Here is a 24,910-nt window from a genome sequence, read left to right as displayed (position 1 = left end):
CCAATCTGTATGTCCCGTCGTCTGCGCATTCATTCCCCCGCGATCCATTACTTCGACATGGTGCGACGCTGTCAGTCGATCCGGGAAGCCGCGCGTCGGCTCAACGTGGCCTCCTCTGCCGTGAACCGACAGATCCTCAAGCTCGAGGCCGAAATAGGTTCACCGCTGTTCGAGCGCCTGCCGGCCGGGCTGCGTCTGACCGCTGCAGGTGAGGTATTCGCTCGCCACGTACTCGTGGTCTTGCAGGACGCTGCGCGGGCCAGCTCCGAGCTGGACGCATTGCAGGGGCTGCGCACCGGCCATGTGGAGATTGCAACGGTCTCGGGCGTCACGGTCGACTTGCTGCCTTCGGTGCTCGAAAACATGACTGCGCGCTATCCGCACATTACCGTGGGGGTGACCAGCTTGGGCTCGCAAGCCATTCCCGAGGCGGTTACCAGCGGACAGGCTGATATCGGGATCGCCTTTGCGCTGCGGCGAACCGCTGATTTGCAGCAGCTGGGCGTCGGCCACTTTCGCCTCGGCGCCATCGTGTCTGCCGATCATCCGTTGGCGGGACGCCGCGAAGTGAGCTTTTCAACCTGCGCCGAACACCGCCTGATCCTGGCAAAAAGCGACCTCTCGATTCATCACCTGCTCGCCCCGGTATTGGCGCGCACCCGCTCGCCGCAGAAAGCCGCACTGGAAACCAGCTCGGTGGAGCTTGCAGCGCAAATGGCCAAACGTGGCGCTGGCATCGCGTTCCAGACGCGCATCGGCATCGAAGCAGAGCTGTCCACCGGCACGCTTGTGCACTTGCCACTAAACGACAATGGTCAGGTGCTCAGTGATCTCGGTGTGTACGTGCGCAGCTCGCGCTACCTCCCGGTGGCGGTGGACGCGTTCGTTCGCGCGCTCTGCGAGGAAATTACCCGCCGCGAACAATACGAGCGCGCCGAGACCGAGTGCTCCTGACCCCTCTCCACCTTTTCCGCGAACCGTCCTATCCCCCTCCTCGCCTTATCTCTCCGCACGCTCAGACTTCGGCCGCCCGCGCGCGCTGTACTCGACGCGCCAGCCCTGGCATGTGAAATTTTTCAACCTCATTGGAAGGCACCCTGAGTGCGCCATTCCGGGGCGCAGCGCCTCGCCAAACATCACGCCGAGCAACCCAACCCAACGCCGGCGCAGGGTGTCGTAAGCCCCGTATTAGAGCGCTTCTTGCCCTCAAAAGAGGCAGGCACAACCGATGCCGAAACGGCATCGGGATGCTCGATATTCTCTTCTTTTGCGTACAGCTAACGCACCGGATACTGCGCCACAACGGGCCCCCGCCCCTCCGTTGCAGGTGCCATGTCATGGCCTACCCACTTAGTTCAGACCCAGCCCAAGCGTGCTACCTGCCGCTGATCGACCTGACCGGATTGCTCAGCAGCGATTCACAGCAACGCAATGCCGTCGCCGGGCAGATCGGACAGGCCTGCCGTGAGTGGGGATTCTTCTACATATACAACCATGGCATCGATGCGAGGTTACAAGCGGCCGTGTTCGAGCAGACGCGGCAGTTATTCGACCTGCCTGACGAGGCCAAACGAGCGCTCGACAAGGCCACGTCACCAGCCAACCGCGGCTATGAAGCCCTACGCGGCCAGTGCCTGGAGCCCGGCGCGCCGGCTGACCTGAAGGAAGGCTTCTACCTCGGCCGCGACCTGCCGGCAGACGATCCGCGTGTGCAAGCCGGGCGCTTCAATCACGGGCCGAACCAGTGGCCAGCGTCGCTGCCCGGTTTCCGCCCCGCCATGGAGCGTTATCACGCCGCCATGACCGATCTCACCGAGCGGCTGATGGCAGGCCTGGCGCTATCGCTCGAGCTGCCGGAGACCTACTTCGCCGGCTTCTGTCATCAAGCCATGGCTACCCTGCGCCTGCTGCACTATCCACCGCAGCCCGCAATGGCAGCGCCTGGCGAGAAGGGGTGCGGTGCGCACACCGACTTCGGCGGCTTGACGTTATTACTGCAGGACGAGAACCCCGGCCTGCAGGTCTGGAATCACCACGCTCAGGACTGGGTGGACGCACCGCCCTTGCCCGGCACCTACGTGGTCAATCTCGGCGACATGATTGCCCGCTGGACCAACGACCGTTACCGCTCGACCCTTCATCGCGTGGTGAATCTGTCCGGGCATGAGCGCTACAGCGTGCCCTTCTTCTTCGGCGGCAATCCTGACCACCTGGTGAGCTGCATTCCGACCTGCCTCGAACCTGGCGAAGCGCCGCGCTATCCCAGCGTCACCGTTGAAGCGCATTACCGCGAAATGTACCGGAGGACCTATGCCTGATCGCCACGTAGTGCTGATTCACGGCGCCTGGGCCGGCAGCTGGGTCTGGGACGACATACTCAAAGGCCTGCGAGCCGCTGGTTACACGCCACATGCCGTTGACCTGCCCGGTAATGGCAACGACGACACATCACCAGCAGCAGTGAGCCTCGACCTATATGCGGCGCACGTTGCCAGTCTCATCGATACGCTCGACGGCCCCGTGCAACTGGTCGCCCATTCAGGCGGCGGATTGACGGCTGCCGCTGTCGCCGAGCAGCGTGCCGAGCGTATCGCCGGCGTCGCCTATGTCGCCGGCATGATGCTGCCCAGCGGCCTGCCGTTCGCCGAAGCCTGTGCGGAACTGGTAAGCACGGCGCCGGAAGTCTCCGGTGTCGGCCCTTTCCTGCAGCGCAGCGCCGACGGCTTGGGCACACGCGTCCCGGCCGAGATCGCCTGCGCCCTGTTCTTTCATGACGTACCCCTGCCGCGGGCACTGGCCGCTGCTCAGCGCCTGGGCGCACAACCCGATGGCGGACGCTCTGTGGCCGCTCGCTGGACGCCCGAACGCTTCGGCCGTCTGCCGCGCCTGTATATCGAATGCAGCGCCGATCGCTCGGTGGTGCCTGCGGTGCAGAGCTGGATGCAGGAGCTGGTGCCGGGCGCCGAGCGCGTCACGCTCGATTGCGGCCATGCACCCCAACTTTCCAAGCCCGACGCATTGCTCGCTTGCCTGCTGCCCTTCTTTTCGCGCCATGCCGAAACCGTTTCTGATCCTGACCTTTTGCGATGCACCCAAGGAGCGACGCCCCATGTTCAAGAAAACCCTGATCGCCAGTTCGCTGCTGGCCCTGTTCTCCCAAGCCGCGCTGGCGGCCGATACCGTGCGCTGGTTGAATGACTGGCTACCCGCTGGCGACAAGGCGGTGATCTATCTCGGCGTCGACAAGGGCCTGTTCGCCGAGCAAGACATCGAAGTGGAAATCGCCAGCGCTCGCGGCGGCAGCGATGTGGTCACCAAGCTGGCAACCGCCAGCGCTGACTTTGGCAGCGCCGGGCTGGCCTCGGTGCTGCAGGCGAGAGCGCAAGGGCCTGTACCGGTGGTCGCCGTGGCGCCGATCTACAACAAACAACCGGACGCCTTCTTCACCGCAGAGGGCTCGGGCATCGATCAGTTCAAGGACATCGCCGGCAAAACCGTCGCGACTCCGACCTTCTCTGCCTCCAATGTGGTGTTTCCGCTGGTCCTGGAAGCCAACGGCATCGCTCGCGATGGGGTGAAGCTGCTCAAGCTGGACCCTGGCGCGCTGGCGCCCATGCTGGCCACCGGCAAGGTCGACGCGACCATCAACTGGGTCACCGTTGCGCCCGGTTTTGCCCGTTCGATGCAGGAAGCCGGCAAGCAACTCAAGGTCATTGCCTGGTCGGATTCAGGCTTCGATGGCTACGGCCTGTCGCTGATCGCCTCGGAGCGCTTCCTGAAGGATCAGCCAGAGGTTGCGAAGAAATTCATCAAGGCCTACCGCCAAGCGCAGGAGATGGCCATCGCCGACCCGGCTGCAGCGGCCGCCGCGCTGAAGAAAATGGTCCCGGAGATCGACGAGCAGCAGGCCGTGGAACAGTTCGAGGCATCGGTCCCGCTGATGCAGAACGAGATCAGTGAAGCCGAGGGCACTGCGAAGTTCGATGCCAAGCGCCTGGAGACCACCTGGCAATGGGTCGCCCGCGCACAGAACCTGCCGAGCGACAGCCTCGACCCGGCTCAGGTCATTGCCAACGGCTTCGTCGAGTAAGGCCATGAACCAGACCGAAACCCGCTCGGCCGTGCGGCCGAGCATCGTCTTCGAGCAGGTCCGACAGGTATTCACCTCCTCGGACGGCAGCGAAGTAGTCGCCCTCGATGACACCAGCTTCGCCATCGATCGCCACGAGTTCATCGCGGTGATCGGCCCTTCGGGCTGCGGCAAGTCGACGTTGCTGCGCATCCTCGCCGGCCTCATTCGCCCCACTAGCGGCCAGGTGAGCATCTACGGCAAGAAACTCGATGGCCCGCGTGACGAGATCGGCATCGTCTTCCAGAAGCCGACGCTGCTGCCCTGGCTGACGATTCGCGACAACCTCACCTTTCCAATGAAGCACAAATACGGCCGGGTCACGCAGCAAGAACGTGAGCGCGGCGAGGAACTGCTTGATCTGGTCGGCCTGAAGGAATTCGGCGGGAAGCGTCCGGACGAACTTTCCGGCGGTATGCAGCAACGCGCCGGAATCGCCCGCGCGCTGCTACACGACCCGGAAATCCTGCTGATGGACGAACCCTTCTCGGCGCTCGACGCACTGACCCGCGACGAGCTGAGCCTGGAGCTGCTGAACATCTGGACGCAGCGACCGAAGACGGTGTTGTTCATCACCCATTCGATTCCCGAAGCCTTGCTACTGGCTGACCGCATCTTGGTGATGTCCGCGCGCCCGGGCCGGATAACCGAAATCATCGACGTCGACCTGCCTCGGCCACGGTCGCTGGATACCCTTACCGAGCCCCGCTTCAATGAGCTCGCCAACCATATCCGTCGCAAGGTGTTCAGTCGCCATGGCCTTTGATCGCGCATTAGGCGAGCGCTTCGCCCCCGGGCTGGCATTGCTCGGCCTGTTACTCCTGTGGGAAGCGGCCTGCTGGGCGTTCCGCCTGCCAGCGTTCGTCCTGCCCTCCCCGAGCGCCATCCTCAGCGCCACCTGGAAACTCGACCCGACGATCTGGGCCGAGCACATTTTCGCGACCTTGCGCGTGACCTTGCTTGGCTATGGGCTCTCGATTCTGATCGGCATTCCGCTGGCCATCGCGCTGGCGTCCTCAAGGCTATTGTCGCGCACGCTCTATCCGCTTCTGGTGATCGTGCAGTCGACGCCAATCGTTGCCGTCGCGCCGATCATCGTGGTGGTGATGGGCGCCGGGGACATGCCGCGGGTGTTCATCACCTTTTTGATCGCGTTCTTCCCAATCGTCGTGTCCACCGTGACCGGCCTGCTGGCGACGCCGCCGGAGCTGATCGAGCTGTCCCGCTCCCTGGGCGCCTCGCGGACTCGGGAGTTTCGCAACATCCGCCTGCCCTTCGCCATTCCGCACCTATTCTCGGCGCTACGGATCTCCATCACCCTGGCCGTGATCGGAGCTGTGGTGGCTGAGTTCGTCGCGGCGGACAAAGGCCTCGGTTACTTCATCAACTTCTCGACCTCGATGTTCCAGGTCCCGCAAGCGTTCGCCGCCTTGATGATGCTGGTGATCATCAGCCTGGGCCTGTTCCAACTGGTCGGCCTGGTGCAGCGCCTGTGCTTCGCCTGGAGCCTGCCGAAGAACGAACACTGAACACATCCAAACAGGCAGGTGCGGCGCAATACCCTGCTGCGCCCGCCTTCACGAACCCATCTATCTGGGACATGGATATGCCTCTAGACGACGCCGCTTTACTACGCAAAAGCTTCGACGTGGCCCGCCGCGCCCTGGCCGAAGGAACACACCCTTTCGGCGCCATCCTGGTCGGCCCCGATGGTGAAACCCTACTGGAACAGGGCAATGCCTACATGCCGGATCACGACATGACCGGCCATGCCGAGCGGGTTCTGATGACCCGCGCCTCGACCCGCTACACACCGGAATTCCTCTCCCGCTGCACCATGTACACCTCTGCCGAACCCTGCGCCATGTGCGCCGGCGCCGCGTACTGGGTGGGACTTGGGCGGGTGGTATATGGCCTTTCCGAGCGCAGCCTGAAAGCCATCACCGGCAACCATCCGGAAAACCCGACGCTGGACCTGCCCTGCCGTGTGGTGTTCGAAGCCGGACAGCGCAAGGTCGAGGTGATTGGCCCCTTGCTCGAAGACGAAGCGGCCGCCTTGCACGAGGGCATATGGTGATTCGCACCCTGCCAGAATCAGGCAAGCCCGCGGCAGGATCGACATAACGCCAGGTAGCAACCCCCGCCTAGCATTCATGCCACGGCGCATGAGCGCCGAATGATGGCTAAGCGGAGAACCTGAACATGTCGAACGTCAACGGAAAAGTTGTACTCATCACCGGCGCCAGCAGCGGTATCGGCGAAGCGACGGCACGGCTGCTGGCCGCCAAAGGGGCCACGGTCGTACTGGGCGCACGGCGCCTGGATCGGCTGGAAAAGCTTGTCGCCAGCATCACCGATACAGGCGGCGTTGCGGCCTGCCGTGCATTGGACGTCACCAGCCGTGAGGATACCCAGGCCTTCGTCGATTTCGCCGAGCAGCGCTTTGGCCGCGTCGACGTGATCATCAACAATGCCGGGGTGATGCCGCTGTCGCGACTCGACGCCCTGAAGATCGAAGAGTGGGACCGGATGATCGACGTGAACATCCGTGGCGTACTGCACGGCATCGCAGCCGGGCTGCCACTGATGCAGCGCCAGCGCTCGGGTCAGTTCATCAACATCGCCTCCATTGGCGCTTATGCAGTCAGCCCTACCGCCGCCGTTTACTGCGCCACCAAATATGCGGTTCGCGCCATTTCCGAAGGGCTGCGCCAGGAGGTCGGCGGCGATATCCGAGTCACCCTGGTATCGCCCGGTGTCACCGAGTCGGAACTGGCCGAGAGCATTTCCGATGAGGGCGCGCGGGCTGCCATGAATGACTTCCGCCGTATCGCCATCCCAGCTGAAGCCATCGCCCGCGCCATCACCTATGCCGTCGAGCAGCCGGCCGATGTCGATGTCAGCGAGCTGGTGGTTCGCCCGACTGCCAGCCCTTACTGAGGACGCCGCGATGAATCTACTCACTGGTAACGCATTGAGCGCGGTCTGCCTGGGGTTGCTCGGTTCGCTGACATTTGCCTCCCTGGAAGCGGTCGGCAACGAGCGCCACGCCCGCGGCGTCGAGGTCATGGATCATCTGTCTGGCGGTGCTGGTCAGCCCGTCCTCGAAGCGCTGCGGGAGGACTATCCGTTTCTCGCCGACGGTATCACCCGTTATGCGCTGGGCGATGTCTGGGGGCGTAGCGGCCTGGATGATCGAACCCGCCAGCTGGCCGTAGTCGCCGCTTTCGCCGCGCAGGGCAACCTGCCCTACATGAAGGTGCACGCCGGTTACGCGCTGCGTCTTGGCGTTACCCGCGACGAGCTGAAGGAGGTGGTGTATCTGACCACTGTCACCGCGGGCTTTCCTCGAGCCATCGATGCGGCGCAGGCGTTACGCGAGGTGCCCGACCCAGTCGCGCCGTAGCACGCAAACGCCGCGCCTGCCGGCGCGGCATGCTTCACGATCCGTGCATCCGATTGCGACGCCCCGCAACGGTGCACATGCCAGCCCCATCCGACAAGCAAGCACCAAAGCGAAGCACCCACAGCGCTCGGTTGACCAGCGACCAGCAGCGCATCTGCGCTACCCCGTTCTTCTCGGCATTTCCTGACTGGCTGGCCAGCTTTTTGCTACTGGCATGCCATGAGAATTTCAGCGGACGCCGACATGCCCGAACCACAGACCGCACGCCTGCAACTGACCGGTATCACCAAAGCGTACCCAGGTTGCCTGGCCAACGACCGCATCGATCTTTCGATCCAGGCCGGCGAGATCCACGCCCTGCTCGGCGAGAACGGCGCAGGCAAAAGCACGCTGATGAAGATCATCTACGGCGTGACGCAACCCGACGCCGGCAGGATCTGCTGGGAAGGCCAGCCGGTGATCATGCGCGACCCGGCGCAGGCGCGCGACCGGGGGATCGGCATGGTGTTCCAGCACTTTTCGCTGTTCGAAACCCTGAGCGTGGCCGAGAACATTGCCTTGGCGCTGGGCACCGGCGCGGGGACACCAAGACAGCTGGAGCCGAAGATCCGCGAGGTGTCGCAGCGCTACGGCATGCCGCTGGAGCCGCAGCGGCTGGTGCACAGCCTGTCGATCGGCGAACGCCAACGGGTGGAGATCGTTCGTTGCCTGATGCAGGACATCAAACTGTTGATTCTCGATGAGCCGACGTCAGTCCTCACGCCGCAAGAGGCCGACGATCTGTTCGTCGTACTGCGCCGGCTTGCTGCCGAAGGCTGCAGCATCCTGTTCATCAGCCATAAGCTCAACGAGGTGCGCGCGCTCTGTGAGAGCGCGACGGTGCTGCGTGGCGGCCGTGTCTCCGGCGATTGCGTACCGGCGCAGTGCACCGATCTGGACTTGGCGCGGCTGATGGTAGGCGATGCCGAGGGGCTTGAAGCCGAATACCCGAAAGCCCGCGGTGGCACGCCGTTCCTGCGTGTCGATTCGCTGTCCTGGCACAACGCCGATCCGTTCGGGGTCTCGCTGCAGGACTTGATGTTGGAAGTCTGTGCCGGGGAGATCGTGGGCATCGCTGGTGTCGCTGGCAATGGTCAGGATGAGCTGCTGGCCCTGCTGAGCGGCGAGCAGCGGCTGAGCCGACAGCAGGGTCAGCACATCCGCTTTCTCGACGCTCCGGTGGCGCATCTGCGGCCCGATGCGCGACGCCGTCATGGCATGACCTTCGTTCCGGCCGAGCGGCTCGGCCATGGTGCGGTGCCTGAACTGAGCCTGGCCGACAACGCATTGCTCACCGGTTTCCAGCAGGACGGAATGGTGCGAGGTGGCCTGATCCGGCACAGCCGCGTCGAGGCGTTCGCGCGACGCATCATCGAGACATTCGCAGTGAAGACCCCAAGCAGCCACACCCCGGCTCGCAGCCTGTCCGGCGGCAATCTGCAGAAATTCATTCTCGGCCGCGAAATCCTCCAGCAACCGAAGCTGCTGATCGCCGCGCATCCGACCTGGGGCGTCGATGTCGGAGCCGCGGCCGCGATCCACCGCGCACTGATCGAGCTGCGCGACGCCGGTGCCGCCATCCTGGTGATATCCGAAGACCTCGAAGAGCTGTTCCAGATCAGTGATCGCATCGCCGCCCTGAGCCATGGCCGGTTGTCGGCCTTGCGTGCCACACGCGAGACCAGCCCCACGGACGTGGGTCGCTGGATGGCCGGTCAGTTCGATCAACCCACGCCCACCGCCGCCTGAGAGCCTTCGTATGTTGTTATCCCTAGAACCACGCGGCTATGAATCGCGACCAATGCTCTGGCTGTCGCCACTGCTTGCTGCGTTGCTGACGCTGATCAGCGGCGCGCTGTTGTTCGTCGCGCTGGGTCACCCGCCGCTGGAGACGTTGCGGGTGCTGCTGATTGATCCGGTCAGCGACCTTTACGGCGTCTCCGAACTCTTGGTCAAGGCGTTACCGATCCTGCTCTGCGCCTTGGGCCTGGCTGTCGTGTACAACGCGCGCATCTGGAATATCGGTGCCGAGGGTCAGTTGCTTATCGGCGCGTTGGCCGGCAGTGCGCTGGCAGTGAACATCATCGATTGGGACTCGCGCTGGGCGCTGCCCCTTACGCTCGCGGCGGGCACCCTCGGTGGCGCCGCCTGGGCTGGTCTCTGCGCCTGGCTGCGTACTCAGTTCAATGCAAACGAAATCCTCACCAGCATCATGCTCAACTACATCGCGCTGAACCTGTTGCTGTTCGCGGTGCATGGGCCGTTGAAAGATCCTGAAGGCTTCAACTTCCCCGAGTCGGCGATGTTCGGCGACGCCACCCGTCTGCCCCAGCTGTTCGAAGATCTACGCGTGCATGGCGGTTTCTACTTCGCCCTGCTGGCATTGGTGGTGATATGGGTACTGCTGCACAGGAGCTTTCTCGGGTTTCAGATCAAGGTACTCGGCCTCGACAAGCGTGCCGCTGGCTTCGTCGGCTTTCGTGAAAAGCGCCTGGTGTGGATTGCTCTGTTGATCAGCGGTGCTTTGGCTGGACTGGCCGGAGTTGCCGAAGTCACCGGCCCGATCGGCCAATTGGTTCCCCAGGTATCGCCTGGCTACGGGTATGCCGCCATCACAGTCGCCTTCCTCGGTCGGCTCAATCCCATCGGGATTCTGTTTGCGAGCCTACTGATGGCATTGCTCTATCTGGGTGGCGAAAACGCCCAGATGGCGGCCAACCTTCCGCAGTCGATCACTCAGCTGTTCCAGGGCATGGTGCTGTTCTTCCTGCTGGCCTGCGACGTGCTGATTCTCTATCGGCCGCGCCTGAAGGGCTGGAGCCGCAAGCCGCACACTTCGGCGCTCGAGCCGGAGCCCGCCGCATGACCTTAATGCCCCACTTCTCCTTTGCTTTGCCGCTTACAGCTCGAGGGCTGATTTGATGGATATCGACCTACTCACCAACATCTTCTACGCCATGATCCGGACCGGCACGCCGCTGCTGCTGGTCGCACTCGGCGAACTGGTCTGCGAAAAGTCCGGCGTCCTCAATCTCGGCCAGGAAGGCATGATGCTGTTCGGCGCTGTGGCCGGGTTCATCGCCGCCTTTGCCACTGGCAACCTCTGGCTGGGCGTGGTGTTCGCCTGCCTGGGCGGCATGCTGCTGTCGCAGCTGTTCGCGTTGGTGGCGCTGGGCTTCAATGCCAACCAGGTGGCTACCGGCCTGGCGCTGACCATCTTTGGAGTCGGCGTGTCCTCATTCATCGGTGCCGGCTGGGTCGGCAAGCCGCTGGCCGGTTTCGAACCGATCGCCATTCCTTTCCTGAGCGACATTCCGTTAATCGGTCGCATGCTGTTCGCCCAGGACCTGCTGGTCTACCTCTCCTTCGCGCTTTTCGCCTTGGTTGCCTGGGTGCTGCTGAAAAGCCGGGTCGGCCTGATCATTCAAGCAGTCGGTGAGAACCCCAACGCGGCTAGCGCCATGGGCCTGCCGGTCCTGCGGGTTCGGGCGTTGGCGGTACTGTTCGGAGGCGCCATGGCCGGGCTGGCGGGTGGTTATCTGTCGCTCGCCTATACCCCGATGTGGGCCGAGAACATGACTGCCGGTCGCGGCTGGATCGCCCTGGCGCTAGTGGTCTTCGCCAGCTGGCGTGTAGGGCGCGTGCTACTTGGCGCCTATCTGTTCGGCCTTGCCAGCATCCTGCATCTGGTGGCTCAAGGGATCGGCTTGTCGATCCCCGGCAACCTGCTGGCGATGCTGCCGTATGTGGCAACCATCGTCGTGCTGGTGCTGCTCTCACGCGACGCGATTCGCACCCGCCTGTATGCACCGGTGTCGCTGGGGCAACCTTGGAAAGCCGGCCATTGATCGGCCAGGAAAGCGGGCCTTCCAGGCCTCGCTTTCCAACTGCGGCCATTCGTTTCCATGCGCTCCGTGCGCAGTACGACGTCCCTACAGGCCGAGGCCCAAACGCCGTAGCAGTGCCTTTTCGATCTCCAGAATGACCAGTACCGCCACCCCTGCAAGCACCACGAACATGCCAGTGGTCAGCGACAACGCCTCGGAGGCGAAGAGTGACTGCATGAACGGCGCATAGGTAAACATCAGTTGCAGGAGGAAAACGCCGAATACTGCCATCAGCACCCGCGGCGTGCCCTTCACGCCTTCCGCAGTGAACGAGGGCGCCTTCAGGTAGCGCACGCTGAACAGGTAGAACACTTCCATGCAGACCAGCGTGTTGACCGCCACGGTACGCGCTGCCTCAACCGTTGCGCCTTGAGCGCGCATCCACTCGAACATGCCGAAAATGCCCACCAGGAACAGCGCGGAGACGAAGAAGATCCGCCAGATAACGAATCGCGACAGCATCGGCTCGTCCGGCCGGCGCGGCGGACGCTGCATGACATCTGCCTCGGTGGGTTCGAACGCCAAAACCATCGCCAGCGCCACCGAGCTGACCATGTTCACCCACAGCACCTGCACCGGCGTGATCGGCAAGGCGATGCCGAGCAGTACGGCCAGCAGCAACGACAACGACTCCCCGCCATTAATCGGCAGCAGGAAGGTCACCGTTTTGCGCAGGTTGTCGTAAACGGTGCGGCCTTCTTCCACGGCATGCGCGATCGAGGCGAAGTTATCGTCCGCCAGCACGATCGCACCGGCCTGCTTGGCCGCCTCGGTCCCCTTCATGCCCATGGCGACACCCACATCGGCCTGCTTCAACGCCGGCGCGTCGTTGACGCCATCGCCGGTCATGGCGACCACTTCGCCATTGGCCTGTAGCGCCCGCACCAGGCGCAGCTTGTGCTCCGGGCTGGCACGGGCGAACACGCGGGCTTCGGCAACAGCCTGACGCATCGCCGTTTCGTCCATCCGTTCCAGCTCAGGTCCGGTGATGGCCTTGATGTCATCCCCCATCCCGAGCTGTCTGGCAATGGCACTCGCGGTGACGCCGTGGTCACCGGTAATCATCACCACCCGAATTCCGGCAGCGCGACACTCCGCAACTGCGCGTATCGCCTCCTCGCGCGGCGGGTCGATGATGGCGACCAGCCCGAGCAGGGTGAGTCCGTTGGCGACGTCTGCGTGCTCAAGCAAGTCCTTGTCGGCGGGCAATTGGCGCCGTGCGAGCGCCAGAACGCGGCGACCGGCTTGCGCCTGCGCCTCGACCCGCTCATGCCACTGAGCCTGTTCAAGCGACAGCTCCTCGCCATCGGCCATAATCTGATGTGAGCACATGCCCAGAATTCGCTCCGGCGCACCCTTGACCAGCACCTCGCTGCCGCTATCGGTAGCGTGCAGCGTCGCCATGAAGCGGTGCTCGGACTCGAAGGGGATCACATCCAGCCGAGGGTGATCGACATGGAGATTGGTCGGTGACAACCCCGCTTTCATTGCAAGGGTCAGCAGTGCGCCCTCGGTGGGATCGCCGGCCAGCGTCCACACCTGATCCTTCTCGTGCAGGCTGGCGTCGTTGCACAACGCCGCCGCGTGCATCAGTGCATTGACCGCTGGCGATCGGGCCAGCAGTGCAGCCGGCTCGATGGGCACAGCATCGACCAGCAGCGCGCCATGCGGTGCATAGCCGGCACCTTCGACCTCCAGCGATTGGCCGGCGCAGATCACCTCCTGCACCGTCATTTCGTTGCGTGTGAGGGTGCCGGTCTTGTCAGAGCAGATCACCGTCACCGAACCCAGCGTTTCGACCGCAGGCAGTCGTCGAATCACCGCATTGCGCGTCGCCATCCGCTGTACGCCAATGGCCAGGGTGATGGTCATGATCGCCGGCAGTCCTTCTGGGATTGCCGCTACCGCAAGCCCCACCGCCGCAATGAACATCTCGCCGGCGCCCATGCCGCGTACCAACGTGCCGAACAGGAACAGCACGGCGCTGGTCGCGAGGATCACCATCGTCAGGATGCGGCCGAATTGCTCCATCTTGCGCAACAGCGGCGTCGTGCCCTGCTCGACCGACTCCAGCATGCGGCCAATGCGGCCGATCTCGGTAGCCGCCCCGGTGGCAACGACCACGGCGCGCGCTTGACCTTGGGTCACCAGCGTACCGGCGTAGCCCATGCAGAGCCGATCGCCGATGGGCGCGTCATCGGCCACGGTGTCGACTTGCTTGTCCACCGGGACGGATTCACCGGTGAGCGCCGACTCGTCGATACGCAGATTGCGCGCCTGCAGCAGCCGCACGTCTGCCGGCAGGCTGTCGCCGGACGCCAGCAGCACCACGTCACCGGGGACCAGTTCAGCCGCATCGATATCCTGTTGGTGTCCGTCGCGAAGCACCACCGCATGGGGCGCCAGGAGGTGGCGGATCGCCTGAAGCGCCTTTTCCGCCTTGCCTTCCTGCACGAACCCGATGGCGACGTTGAGCACCACCACCACCAGGATCACGAAGGTATCGACCCAGTGCCCCATCAAACCGGTCACCACCGCGGCAGCAATCAGCACGTACAGCAGCACGTTGTTGAGATGACGCATCAGCCGTTGCAGCACGCTTGCAGGTTTGGCTTCGTCGAGACGGTTCGCTCCGTATCGAGAGAGCCGTTCCTCTACGCTTTTGCGGCTGAGCCCGGCAGCCGAAGATTCAAGCTCACGCAACGTCTCATCAGCCTGGCAGGCATGCCAGCGGCGCGACTGGATTTGCTGTTCGGGCATTGGATCCCCCTGGTGTTGATTTGCGGTGCCAAATCCGGCAACGCAGTGGTCTCATGAGAGCCCAATAAAGATCAACATAGCTATCGCGGGGAAACGCGTTGCAACACAGAGGCAGCGGTCGAATGTCGCAGCCGCCCCGCACGCGCTGATGTCGTTGCGCCGCGCTATGCTTGAACCCCCCTTCCTCCACAAGGATCTCTCATGCAAAAAACCGTACTCGTGATTGGCGCTTCCCGCGGTCTGGGCCTAGGCCTCGCCAAGCAATTTTCCAGCGAAGGCTGGCAGGTCATTGCCACGGTTCGCAACTCGCAACAGGCCGACGCGCTCGACCAGATTCCACGAGTGAGCTTGGAAACACTCGACATGACCGATGCAGCAAGCGTTGACGCACTGGCCAAGCGTCTCGAAGGCACGCAGCTGGATGTGCTGTTCGTCAACGCTGGCGTTGCCGGGCCGCAAGACAAGCCGGCCACCCAGGCCACCGAGGCAGAGGTGGGTCAGCTGTTCTTTACCAATGCTGTCGCGCCGCTGCGCCTGGCCGAACGATTGCGACCGGCGGTCAATCCCGAGCGAGGCGTCATTGTGTTCATGAGCTCCATCCTCGGCAGCGTCGAGACCGGTCCCGGCATGGGCATGTCGCTTTACGGCGCGAGCAAGGCCGCGCTCAACCATATGACCCGCACTTTCGTATCCGAGCTGGGCGAGACCGGGTTGACCGTCTTGTCCATGCACCCCGGTTGGGTGAAGACCGACATGGGGGGTGACCAGGCGCCCCTGGACATCGAAACCAGTACGCGCGGAATGGTCGAGCAGGTCACCCGCGCCGTCGGCCACGGCGGACATCTCTATCTCGACTACCAGGGCGAACCGCTGCCTTGGTAATGCAACAAGGTGCCCGGCTGCTCTACTTCCATCAGAGCCGAGGCTGACGCATGAGGGCTGGTAGCCCCTGCCGATCAAGCAGTGCACTGCCCTGGGGCAGCCCGAACGAATGACGCACCACTAGCGCTCCAGTGCACAGCTTTTTTGGGCACTTCCTGAAATCCGAGAGCCGACAACACGGCGATCTGTCCATCTGGTCAGCTTTTTGCAATCGGACCAGCAGCCGCTACGGCCCTCGCGTCATGACACACAGGAGCGTCATTCACATGCAGAAGAAACCACGGAGCGCCTTGCTGCTCAGCCTTGCCGTTGCCATCGGCTTCACCAGCGCCCTTTCCACTGGCGCAGCCTTCGCCGCTGATCCGCTGAAGGTCGGCTTTGTCTACGTAGGCCCGATCGGCGACCACGGCTGGACTTACCAGCATGAGATGGGCCGCCAGTATCTGGAAAAAGAGCTCGGCGAGCAGGTCGAGACCACCTTCGTCGAGAACGTTGCCGAAGGCGCCGATGCCGAGCGAGTGATCCGCAACATGGCCAAAGGTGGCTATGACCTGATCTTTACCACCTCCTTTGGCTACATGAACCCGACGCTCAAGGTTGCCAAGCAATTTCCCAAGGTCACTTTCGAACACGCTACCGGTTACAAGCAGGACAAGAACCTCGGCACTTACCTCTCCCGCTCCTATGAAGGTCGCTACGTGGGCGGCTTCCTCGCCGCGAAGATGACCAAGAGCAAGAAGATCGGCTACATCGCCTCCTTCCCGATTCCTGAAGTGATCCGCGACATCAACGCCATCCAGTTAGCGCTCGATAAGTATAACCCCGGCACCGAAATCAAGGTGGTGTGGGTGAACTCCTGGTTCGATCCAGGCAAGGAGGCGGATGCTGCCAACGCACTGATCGACCAGGGCGTCGATGTGGTCTTCCAGCACACCGACAGCCCGGCGCCGATCCAGGCTGCCGAGCGCCGAGGCGTCTATTCGGTCGGCTATGCATCGGACATGTCCCACTTCGGCCCGAAGGCCGTGCTGACGTCCATCGTCAACGACTGGGGCCCGCACTACAGCAAATCGGCAAAGGCAGTCGTCGACGGCGGCTGGAAGCCGCAGGACTTCTGGGGTGGTCTGGCAGAGGAAACCATCAGCTTGCCGATCAGCGATCTGGTACCCGCTGAGGTGAAAACCGAGGCAGAAGACATCATCGCCAGCATCCGCAGCGGGGCGTTTCACCCGTTCACCGGCCCGATCAAGGATCAGACCGGCACCGTGCGTATTGCCGAGGGTGCCACCGCCAGCAACGGCGAGTTGGCCTCGATGAACTACTACGTCAACGGCATCACTGCCGATCTGCCGAAGTAACACCAGCGGCCGCTGCGCTAGCCGCGCCAGCACAGGCGCGGCACCTGGAATTTGCCGTGCCGTCCCTCCTTCCGGAGAACCGCTGGCAAGGGGTTAAACCCTATATGGCTGACGGTACGAGAAGACCGCAGCGAGCATTCCTCGGAGCTATCCATGCACACACCACTCCCCATTATTGACATCGCGCCGCTCTACGCCTCGGATGTTAAGGGCTGGCACGAAGTGGCCCGTCAGATCGACACGGCTTGCCGTGACTGGGGTTTTTTCTATATCCGCAATCATCCGATCAGCGCGGAGCGTATCGCCCAGCTGAAGGGTGCTGCCGAACAGTTCTTCGGACTGCCCGTCGAGCAGAAACTACAAATCGATATCACCAAGAGCACCCATCACCGCGGTTACGGAGCGATTGCGACCGAACAACTCGACCCCGCCAAGCCAAGCGACCTCAAGGAAACCTTCGATATGGGTTTCCATATGCCACCCGATCATCCCGAGGTGCTGGCCGGCAAGCCGTTGCGGGGGCCGAATCGCCATCCCGAGCTCGAAGGATGGCCGGCACTGTTCGAACAGCACTATCAAGACATGCATGCGCTGGCCTGTACCCTTCTTCGCGCGGTGGCCAACGCACTAGGCGTCGAGTCGGGCTTTTTCGATAAGCGCTTCATCGAGCCGATCAGCGTGTTTCGCATGATCCACTACCCGCCACGCCAGACCGCAACGGCGCCCGAGCAACAAGGTGCCGGCGCCCATACCGATTACGGCTGTATCACGCTGCTCTACCAGGATCAGGCTGGCGGCTTGCAGGTGCAAAACGTGCGCGGAGAGTGGATCGATGCGCCGCCAATTGAGGGCACCTTCGTGGTCAACATCGGCGACATGATGGCGCGCTGGAGTAACGACCGGTACAAGTCAACGCCGCATCGAGTGATCAGCCCGCTGGGCGTCGATCGCTACTCGATGCCCTTCTTTGCCGAGCCCAACCCGGACACGATCATTAGTTGCCTGCCCGGTTGCCAGAGCCGGGACAATCCGCCCAAGTATCCGGACACAACCTGTAGTGCCTATATGCTTTCGCGTTTCGCCGAGACCTACGCCTATCGCCGGGAAGCTTCAGCTGCAGTGAACTGACCGCCCTGCACCAAGGAGACTGAGCCGCAAGCATCCTTGGCAGGAACGCCGTTCAAGCGTCCAGCAAAGAACTGGCGGGCACATCACGTGCCCGCCAGCCCGTACCAACCGCGGCGATACTTAGCCCCGCACAGGCGCCTTGCGCACCGGTGCATCCTTGGCGACGTAGTAAGCCGCTGTGCTGCGCGGCAATGGCTGCCGGCCACGAATCCCGTCAGCGATCTTCTCGGCGATCATGATGGTGGTGGCATTGAGGTTGCCGGTAATGATCTGCGGCATGATCGACGCATCCACTACACGCAAGCCTTCCACGCCGTGCACGCGGCCCTGCCCATCGACGACGGCCATGTCGTCCGTGCCCATCTTGCAGGAACAGGACGGGTGATAAGCCGTCTCCGCATGCTCACGGACGAAAGTATCCAGATCCGCATCGCTCTGAGCATCAATGCCAGGGCTCAGCTCCTTGCCACGGAAGGGATCGAGCGCCGGCTGATTGATGATCTCGCGAGTCAGTCGAATGCCATCACGAAACTCCTGCCAGTCCTGCTCGTGGGCCATGTAATTGAAGAGGATGCTGGGATCGACGTTCGGGTCAGTCGAACGAATCTGGACCCGGCCGCGACTGGGCGAGCGCATCGATCCCACATGCGCCTGGAAGCTGTGGCCATCGTGGGCGTTGCTGCCGTTGTAACTGACCGCAACCGGCAGGAAGTGGAACTGGATATTCGGCCACTCGAACTCATCGCGACTGCGAATAAAACCGCCCGCCTCGAACTGATTGCTGGCGCCAATACCCGTGCCACCGAACAGCCACTGAGCGCCGATTGCCGGCTGATTCCACCATTTCAAAGCGGGATACAGCGAAACCGGTTGCTTGCATTCGTACTGCAGGTACATCTCGAGATGGTCTTGCAGGTTTTGGCCGACGCCAGGCAAGTCGTGAACCACCTCGATACCAAGCCCCTTGAGTAATGCTGCCGGACCGACGCCGGAGCGCTGCAGCACCTGAGGCGAGGCAATGGCGCCGCCGCAGAGCAGCACCTCGCGGCGCGCTCGTGCAGTGGTCGCCTGCTCACGGCCGCGCAGGTATTTCACGCCGACAGCGCGCTTGCTTTCGAACAGCACGCGGTCCGTCACGGCGTGAGTGACGATGGTCAGGTTCGGGCGATCCTTGGCCTGGTCAAGGTAGCCACGTGCCGTGCTGGCACGACGGCCATTGGGCGTGACGGTGCGGTCCATCGGGCCGAAGCCTTCCTGCTGGTAGCCGTTGAGGTCCTCGGTCTTGGGGTAGCCGGCTTGTACGCCCGCCTCGACCATGGCATGGAACAGGATATTGTTGCCGGGCTTGGGCGTGGTCACGCTGACCGGCCCATCGCCACCGTGATAATCGTTGGCGCCGATGTCGCGGGCTTCGGCCTTGCGGAAATATGGCAGGCAATCCAAGTAGGACCAGTCCTCGAGACCGGGCATGGTCGCCCAGTTGTCGTAGTCCATCGCATTGCCTCGGATGTAGCACATGCCGTTGATCAGCGACGAGCCGCCCAGACCCTTGCCGCGGCCACAGTCCATGCGGCGGTTGTTCATGTGGGGTTCTGGGTCGGTCTTGTAAGCCCAGTTATAGCGCGTGCCTTGCAGCGGGTAGGCCAGTGCTGCAGGCATCTGAGTGCGGAAATCGAGGCGATAGTCAGGACCGCCGGCTTCCAGCAGCAGGACACTGACATCTGCGTCCTCGGTCAGACGTGCAGCCAGCGTATTACCCGCAGAGCCGGCACCGATGATGATGTAGTCGTATTCCATGAATCCTCCTGTCGCGTTGGCGAGCGCTGTCCTACGCTCGTCTCAGCCTGCCCGCTTAGAAAACCGACGCGAACTCGCCCAGTTCTACCTGTACGGACTTCAGCCGCGTGTAATGCGTCAGCGACGAGATACCATTTTCGCGGCCAATCCCGGACTGCTTGTAGCCGCCGACGGGCATCTGCGCGGCGGATTCACCCCAGGTGTTGATCCAGCAGATTCCGGCTTCCATCTGATGAATGATGCGGTGGGCGCGCGCCAGATCACGGGTGACAACACCAGCAGCCAGACCGTAGTCGCTGTCGTTGGCGCGGCGCACTGCCTCGTCTTCATCGTCGTACGCCAGCAGACTGAGCACCGGGCCGAAGATCTCTTCACGGGCGATGATCATGTCGTCAGTACAGTCGCTGAAGATGGTCGGCTCGATGTAGGCGCCACGGCCGAACTCGCCAGTGGTGGCGCGCTCACCGCCGCAGAGCAGACGTGCGCCCTGCGCCTTGCCCTTGGCGATATAACCGAGCACGTTCTGCATGTGGGCAAAGCTGACCATGGGGCCGAAGGTGGTCTGCTCGTCTTGCGGATCGCCCATGCGGATGCGTTTGACCCGCTCGAGCAGCTTCGCTTCGAACTCGCTCAACAAGGCGCGCGGCACGAATACGCGGGTGCCGTTAGTGCAGACCTGACCGGAGCTGAAGAAGTTGGCCATGACAGCGATGTCGGCGGCGCGGTCCAGGTCGGCATCGTCACAGACGATCAACGGCGACTTGCCGCCCAGCTCCATGGTCACGTCCTTGAGCGATGAGCTGGCCGCACTGGCCATGACCTTTTTGCCCGTTGTCACACCGCCAGTAAAAGACACCTTGGCGATGCGCGGATGCTCGGTGAGCAACGCACCGATCTCCGCCCCGGTGCCGGTCAGCACGTTGAACACACCCGCCGGCAAGCCGGCTTCGGTAAAGATCTCTGCCAGCTTGAGCGCACTCAGTGAGGTCACTTCGCTCGGTTTGAAGATCATGGCGTTGCCGGCAGCCAGAGCGGGTGCGGCTTTCCACAATGCGATCTGGATCGGATAGTTCCAGGCGCCGATCCCGGCCACCACACCCAACGGCTCACGGCGGGTATAGACGAAGCTCGTGTCGCGCAGTGGAATCTGCTCGCCTTCGATGGCCGGCGCCAGGCCTGCGTAGTACTCGAGCACGTCAGCACCGGTGACAATATCGACGCTACGGGTCTCCATCAGCGGTTTGCCGGTATCGAGGGTTTCCAGCAATGCCAGCTCGTCGTTGCGCTCACGCAGGATGTCGACCGCTTTGCGCAGCACACGCGAGCGCTCCATGCCGGTCAGTGCTGCCCAGATCTTCTGACCTTTCTCAGCGCTGACCACCGCACGCTCAAGATCGGTACGCGAGGCCTGCGCCACTTCAGCGAGAACCTCGCCGTTGGCCGGGTTGACGCTCTCGAAGACGTCTCCACCGCTGGCCTCGACGTAAGCGCCATCGATATAGAGTTGTTGCCGTGGATAACGGGCCATGATTTACCTCTTCGAATGTCCAGGTGGCAACGACCGGATAGGCCACTGCCACGTTTCAGGTACCACGACGGACCTGTAGGTCCGTCGTGGTCGCAGTCAGGTGGCGCTTGCGGTACCGGGTTCGGACGAGCCGTCCGCCAGGCTGCCTTTCTCGCGCTGCAAGTGCAGGAACTGCATGTGGTGCTCGTAGTGATCGAGGATGTCTTCGATCAGCTGGCGCTTCGAGTAGCCCATCAGGTCGTAACCAAGGCTCCCCTGTCGCAGGTGCACTTCAAGCCGGTAATAGTGCGCACTGCTGCTCGATGTGCGCACCGCGAAAGACGGCATCGAGCTGCGAACAGGCCAGATCTGGTAGGTGAAGTCCATTTCGCTGCCAAGATTCACGTTGAGGATCAGGTGCTCGTTGCCCGCCTCGCCTTCGATGATTTCCACCGGCACGCCTTTCTCGCCGAGCGCTTTCTGGATCTCCTCCATCGCTGGCCGGCATGTCTCTTTCAGGTAGCGGCGGATCTGCGACAGGCTCGGGAAACTCATCGCCCGCGAGAGCCGCTGACTCCAGTTCATGTGGGCATGTTCAAGCGTCGCACGGCCGGACAGCTGTCCTGAGAGGCTCTTTTGATAACTGTCCGCCATCACGCCTTCGACGTGCAGCGCCTTGAACAGACCCACCATCATGAACAGAAGCACAATGGAGAACGGCAGCCCCATGATGACAACGGTGCCCTGCAGCGCACTCAGCCCGCCGGCAATCAGCAGTGCCAGGGTCAACACGCCGATGATCGCGGCCCAGAGTATGCGCATCCAGACCGGCGCATCGCTATTGGCGTCCTTGAGAATCGAGGTGAAATTGGACAGCACCAGCGAGCCCGAATCACCGGACGTCACGAAGAACACAATGGCAAGGATGGTCGCCACGGCAGTCGTCAGGCCGGCCCAGGGCAAGCTCTGCAGGAACAGGTAGATCGAAGAGCCCGGATTACTCACCGCCTGCGCGCCGAACTCGACGGCACCGTTCATCACCATGTCGATGGCGCTGTTACCCATGATCGACATCCACGCCATCATGAAAGCCAGCGGCAACAGCAACGTCCCAATCACGAACTCACGGATAGTGCGCCCCCGCGAGATACGCGCCAGGAACAGCCCGACGAAGGGCCCCCATGCAATCCACCAGGCCCAGAAAAATACCGTCCAGGCATTCAGCCAATCGGTGGGCTGGTCATAAGCGTAGGTATCGAACGACAGGCTGATGAAATTGGAGAAGTAGTCGCCAATGTTCATCACCAACGCGTTGAGCAGAAAGGTGGTCTTGCCGGCGAACAACACGAACAGCAGCAGCAACACTGCGAGGAGCATGTTGAACTCGGAGAGCCGACGAATGCCCCGCTCCACCCCGGTCGCCGCCGATATCGCGGAGAACACGACGATCAACACGACCAACACCGACTGGGTCAGCGTGCTTTCAGGCACGCCGAAAATGTAGTTGAGGCCGAAGTTGAGCTGAATGATGCCAATGCCGAGGCTTGTGGCGATTCCGAACACGGTGCCTAGCACCGCGGCCGTGTCCACGGTATGCCCGATGGGGCCGTAGATGGCCTTGCCGAAAATCGGGTACAGCGACGAGCGGATCGAAAGGGGAAGCCCTTGGCGAAAGCTGAAATAGGCCAGCGACATGCCCACCAGGGTGTAGACACCCCAGCCAGACAGCCCCCAGTGCAGGAACGTCAGCTCCATGGCATGCCGCGCCGCCTGCGCGGTGCCGCCTACGCCTACCGGCGGTTCCAGATACTGGGTGATCGGTTCAGCGATACAGAAAAACAGCAAGTCGATGCCGATACCGGCGGAGAACAGCATCGCCGCCCAGGTAACGACATTGAATTCCGGTTTCGAATGATCAGGGCCTAGCCTGATTTTGCCGTAGCGCGTGGTTGCAATGACAATCACGAACAGTAGGTACACCAGTACGGCTAGAAAGTAGAACCAGCCAAAGGTGTTTGAAATCCAGCCCAGGACGGTATTGATGACCGTCAGGGATGGCTCCGTGAAGAACATCGTCCAGATCGCAAACAGTACGATGGCAACCGCCGAACTGTAGAAAACGACCGGATTGATGCGATCTCGGGTTGGGTCAGTGTGACTGGGTGAGAGCTCAGCCTCGTTCATCAGTTCTATCTCCTGAACTTGTTCTGGCTTTTAGGACATCGCGACGCGACGAAATGCGGCTGCCACGTTTTGCGACTGCCAAAGCGGCTGCAATGCTGCTGCCTGTATGCGGGGCTGCGTCAGGGGCGACGCGCCAAAAACTGCCGTAAAGCTCTGGCGAGCGCGGCACTGGAAAAGAGTGAAGCGTACAGCCGTAAAACAAACGTAGCCTATGTTCGAAAAAAGGGCGGCTATCCTACACGAATCATCGAAACCCTGCATGGGTCCGCGAATAGCGTGCTGGCGCAAAGGGGCTCATGCGTACGCACCGCTCGGGCTCTGAAGCTATTGCAGATTGCTCGCCAGCCTTGCGCGTAGGCGCGATCCACCACCGCAACGGGTAAGATGACGCCCCTCCGCGCCGGGCTAATCACCATGTCCTACTCCGTTTCCCCCATCGGCTTCGTCCGCTCCTGCTTCAAGGAAAAGTTCGCCATTCCACGCCAGCCGCAACTGGCACCCGCCGCTCGAGGCGTACTGGAACTGGTCGCACCGTTCGATCAGGTTCATGCGCTGGAGGGACTGGAACAGGTGAGCCATGTCTGGCTGCTGTTTCTTTTTCATCAAGCCTTGGAGGCCGAACCCCGTCTGCGAGTACGGCCGCCACGTCTAGGTGGCAACCGAATGGTTGGCGTATTCGCGACACGGGCGACGCACCGGCCCAACGGCATCGGACAGTCGGTTGTGAAACTGGACCAGATCGAGCCTGGCCGTCTCTATCTGTCGGGAATCGATCTGCTCGATGGGACACCGGTGCTGGACATCAAGCCTTATGTCCCCTATGCCGACGTGGTCACAGATGCCCATAACGGCTTGGCCGAGGATGCACCCAACCTCATTGCAGTGCGCTGGACCGAGGCCAGCCTGCAACAGGCGCACTGCGAAGCGGCACGGCTGGGCGAGCCGCTGCAAGCCTTGATCGAACAGTGCCTGGCACAAGACCCGCGACCGGCCTATCAGACGCCAGCACCGGAACGCCGCTACGGCACCCGGCTCTGGGATGTCGAAGTCCGATGGCACTACCCAGAGCCATCAACCATCACGGTATTGGAAGTGACACGAGCAGCCAGCTAGGCTGACCTAGACCTTCGCAAGACCATTCAGCAATATCCTGCATACCGGCTCGAGTAATCGCCTCTTAAGCTCAGCGCATACGACAGGTGCCCGTCATGCCCACATTCGTCGGTATCTACGTTTACCCCGACGTCGAGGTGCTCGATTTTACGGGGCCTTACGAGGTGTTCACCACCGCGACGCGGCTGGCGCTGCGCGACGGTCAGCCACCGCCCTTCTCAACGTCGACCATCGCTGCGCGCAAGGGGCTCGTGCGCGCCAGGGCGGGTCTGGTCGTCCAACCCAACTACAACTTTGCCAACCACCCCACCATCGACTTGCTGATCGTTCCGGGCGGAGTGGTCGCCAACGAACTGGAGAACCCCGAGGTGGTGCGGTGGATCGAGAAAACAGCCGCGCAGGCCGGACTCACCGCCTCGGTGTGCACCGGTGCATTCCTGCTGGCGAAAGCCAACGTGCTGTACGCGCATAAGGTGACCACGCACTGGGAAGATATCAGTGAACTGAAAGCGATGTTCCCGCTGCTCAAAGTGATCGAAGGCTGCCGCTGGGTTGATACCGGCCGCTACGTAACCTCGGCAGGTATTTCGGCTGGTATCGACATGAGCCTGCACTTGGTCGAGCGTATCGCTGGCCGCGAACTGGCCGAAGCCACCGCCCGACAAATGGATTTCGACTGGCGCAAGAACAGCTGACCCGAAACAGCACCAGTACTGCTTC

20 protein-coding genes and 1 pseudogene are annotated in these 24,910 nt (G+C 62.4%); 17 read left to right on the top strand and 4 right to left on the bottom strand.

The genetic code is table 11. The annotated features are described in order from the left end of the window. The first annotated feature begins 9 nt into the window (after nucleotides 1–9). The 12 genes and pseudogenes from ACIGHL_RS05790 (at nucleotide 10) to ACIGHL_RS05735 (ending at nucleotide 11,422) form a co-directional block, all read left to right on the top strand. Entirely contained in the window at nucleotides 10–954 is a 945-nt protein-coding gene (locus ACIGHL_RS05790) for a LysR family transcriptional regulator (protein ID WP_128120536.1), read from the top strand. 383 nt (nucleotides 955–1,337) lie between these two features. Next, nucleotides 1,338–2,318 (top strand): isopenicillin N synthase family dioxygenase, encoded by a 981-nt coding sequence (locus ACIGHL_RS05785; RefSeq protein WP_128120535.1) that lies wholly within the window; start codon nucleotides 1,338–1,340, stop codon nucleotides 2,316–2,318. Further along, a pseudogene (locus ACIGHL_RS05780) lies at nucleotides 2,311–3,066 on the top strand (alpha/beta fold hydrolase); the annotation flags it as partial. The gene ACIGHL_RS05785 and the pseudogene ACIGHL_RS05780, both read left to right, overlap by 8 nt. A 43-nt stretch (nucleotides 3,067–3,109) precedes the next feature. Further along, nucleotides 3,110–4,090 (top strand): ABC transporter substrate-binding protein, encoded by a 981-nt coding sequence (locus ACIGHL_RS05775; RefSeq protein ID WP_128120533.1) that lies wholly within the window; start codon nucleotides 3,110–3,112, stop codon nucleotides 4,088–4,090. 4 nt (nucleotides 4,091–4,094) lie between these two features. Beyond that, nucleotides 4,095–4,895: an ABC transporter ATP-binding protein gene (locus ACIGHL_RS05770; RefSeq protein WP_128120532.1), complete on the top strand. Its 801-nt coding sequence runs from the start codon at nucleotides 4,095–4,097 to the stop codon at nucleotides 4,893–4,895. Continuing rightward, entirely contained in the window at nucleotides 4,885–5,658 is a 774-nt protein-coding gene (locus ACIGHL_RS05765; protein ID WP_241509152.1) for an ABC transporter permease, read from the top strand. The genes ACIGHL_RS05770 and ACIGHL_RS05765 overlap by 11 nt, the downstream gene beginning before the upstream one ends. Before the next feature lie 77 nt (nucleotides 5,659–5,735). Continuing rightward, on the top strand, nucleotides 5,736–6,206 hold the full coding sequence (locus tag ACIGHL_RS05760) for a nucleoside deaminase (RefSeq protein ID WP_128120530.1): 471 nt from the start codon (nucleotides 5,736–5,738) through the stop codon (nucleotides 6,204–6,206). Nucleotides 6,207–6,331: 125 nt separating this feature from the next. Further along, nucleotides 6,332–7,069, top strand: a complete 738-nt coding sequence (locus ACIGHL_RS05755) for an SDR family oxidoreductase (protein WP_128120529.1) — start codon at nucleotides 6,332–6,334, stop codon at nucleotides 7,067–7,069. Nucleotides 7,070–7,079: 10 nt separating this feature from the next. Further along, nucleotides 7,080–7,535 (top strand): carboxymuconolactone decarboxylase family protein, encoded by a 456-nt coding sequence (locus ACIGHL_RS05750; protein ID WP_128120528.1) that lies wholly within the window; start codon nucleotides 7,080–7,082, stop codon nucleotides 7,533–7,535. Between the two features lie 243 nt (nucleotides 7,536–7,778). Next, nucleotides 7,779–9,323: an ABC transporter ATP-binding protein gene (locus ACIGHL_RS05745; protein WP_128120527.1), complete on the top strand. Its 1,545-nt coding sequence runs from the start codon at nucleotides 7,779–7,781 to the stop codon at nucleotides 9,321–9,323. Nucleotides 9,324–9,333: 10 nt separating this feature from the next. Further along, the gene (locus ACIGHL_RS05740; protein ID WP_064482074.1) at nucleotides 9,334–10,440 is read left to right on the top strand and encodes an ABC transporter permease; all 1,107 of its coding nucleotides are present in this window, start codon (nucleotides 9,334–9,336) and stop codon (nucleotides 10,438–10,440) included. Nucleotides 10,441–10,495: 55 nt separating this feature from the next. Beyond that, complete coding sequence (locus tag ACIGHL_RS05735) at nucleotides 10,496–11,422, top strand: ABC transporter permease (protein ID WP_128120526.1); 927 nt, start codon at nucleotides 10,496–10,498, stop codon at nucleotides 11,420–11,422. 84 nt (nucleotides 11,423–11,506) lie between these two features. Here the strand turns inward: ACIGHL_RS05735 and ACIGHL_RS05730 are convergent, their stop codons facing one another. Next, nucleotides 11,507–14,221 carry a cation-transporting P-type ATPase gene (locus tag ACIGHL_RS05730; protein WP_128120525.1) on the bottom strand — a complete coding sequence of 905 codons (2,715 nt, stop codon included), beginning with the start codon at nucleotides 14,219–14,221 and terminating at the stop codon, nucleotides 11,507–11,509. A gap of 201 nt (nucleotides 14,222–14,422) precedes the next feature. On the opposite strand from ACIGHL_RS05730, the gene ACIGHL_RS05725 reads away from it, so the two are divergent. The 3 genes from ACIGHL_RS05725 (at nucleotide 14,423) to ACIGHL_RS05715 (ending at nucleotide 17,589) form a co-directional block, all read left to right on the top strand. Then, complete coding sequence (locus ACIGHL_RS05725) at nucleotides 14,423–15,103, top strand: SDR family oxidoreductase (RefSeq protein WP_128120524.1); 681 nt, start codon at nucleotides 14,423–14,425, stop codon at nucleotides 15,101–15,103. A gap of 266 nt (nucleotides 15,104–15,369) precedes the next feature. Next, a complete protein-coding gene (locus ACIGHL_RS05720; RefSeq protein WP_446697509.1) occupies nucleotides 15,370–16,461 on the top strand; it encodes a BMP family ABC transporter substrate-binding protein in 1,092 nt (363 codons plus the stop codon). Nucleotides 16,462–16,614: 153 nt separating this feature from the next. After that, on the top strand, nucleotides 16,615–17,589 hold the full coding sequence (locus ACIGHL_RS05715) for a 2-oxoglutarate and iron-dependent oxygenase domain-containing protein (protein ID WP_128120522.1): 975 nt from the start codon (nucleotides 16,615–16,617) through the stop codon (nucleotides 17,587–17,589). A 120-nt stretch (nucleotides 17,590–17,709) separates the two neighbouring features. Here ACIGHL_RS05715 and betA read toward each other — a convergent pair whose 3' ends face one another. The 3 genes from betA to betT form a co-directional block, all read right to left on the bottom strand. Continuing rightward, nucleotides 17,710–19,386 (bottom strand): choline dehydrogenase, encoded by a 1,677-nt coding sequence (betA, locus tag ACIGHL_RS05710; RefSeq protein ID WP_128120521.1) that lies wholly within the window; start codon nucleotides 19,384–19,386, stop codon nucleotides 17,710–17,712. A gap of 55 nt (nucleotides 19,387–19,441) precedes the next feature. Then, nucleotides 19,442–20,914, bottom strand: coding sequence for a betaine-aldehyde dehydrogenase (gene betB / locus ACIGHL_RS05705; protein WP_128120520.1), 1,473 nt, complete (start codon nucleotides 20,912–20,914; stop codon nucleotides 19,442–19,444). A gap of 96 nt (nucleotides 20,915–21,010) precedes the next feature. Beyond that, a complete protein-coding gene (betT, locus tag ACIGHL_RS05700) occupies nucleotides 21,011–23,077 on the bottom strand; it encodes a choline BCCT transporter BetT (RefSeq protein WP_128120519.1) in 2,067 nt (688 codons plus the stop codon). Nucleotides 23,078–23,491: 414 nt separating this feature from the next. Between betT and tsaA the strand changes: the two genes are divergently transcribed. Together tsaA and ACIGHL_RS05690 are read left to right on the top strand one after the other, a co-directional pair. Further along, nucleotides 23,492–24,190, top strand: a complete 699-nt coding sequence (tsaA, locus tag ACIGHL_RS05695; protein ID WP_128120658.1) for a tRNA (N6-threonylcarbamoyladenosine(37)-N6)-methyltransferase TrmO — start codon at nucleotides 23,492–23,494, stop codon at nucleotides 24,188–24,190. A gap of 95 nt (nucleotides 24,191–24,285) precedes the next feature. Beyond that, nucleotides 24,286–24,885, top strand: a complete 600-nt coding sequence (locus ACIGHL_RS05690) for a DJ-1/PfpI family protein (RefSeq protein ID WP_128120518.1) — start codon at nucleotides 24,286–24,288, stop codon at nucleotides 24,883–24,885. Nucleotides 24,886–24,910: the final 25 nt, after the last annotated feature.

Source organism: Pseudomonas sp. NPDC077451 (genome assembly GCF_044543345.1).
GTDB lineage: Bacteria > Pseudomonadota > Gammaproteobacteria > Pseudomonadales > Pseudomonadaceae > Stutzerimonas.
This window is presented reverse-complemented; position numbering and strand designations above follow the sequence as displayed.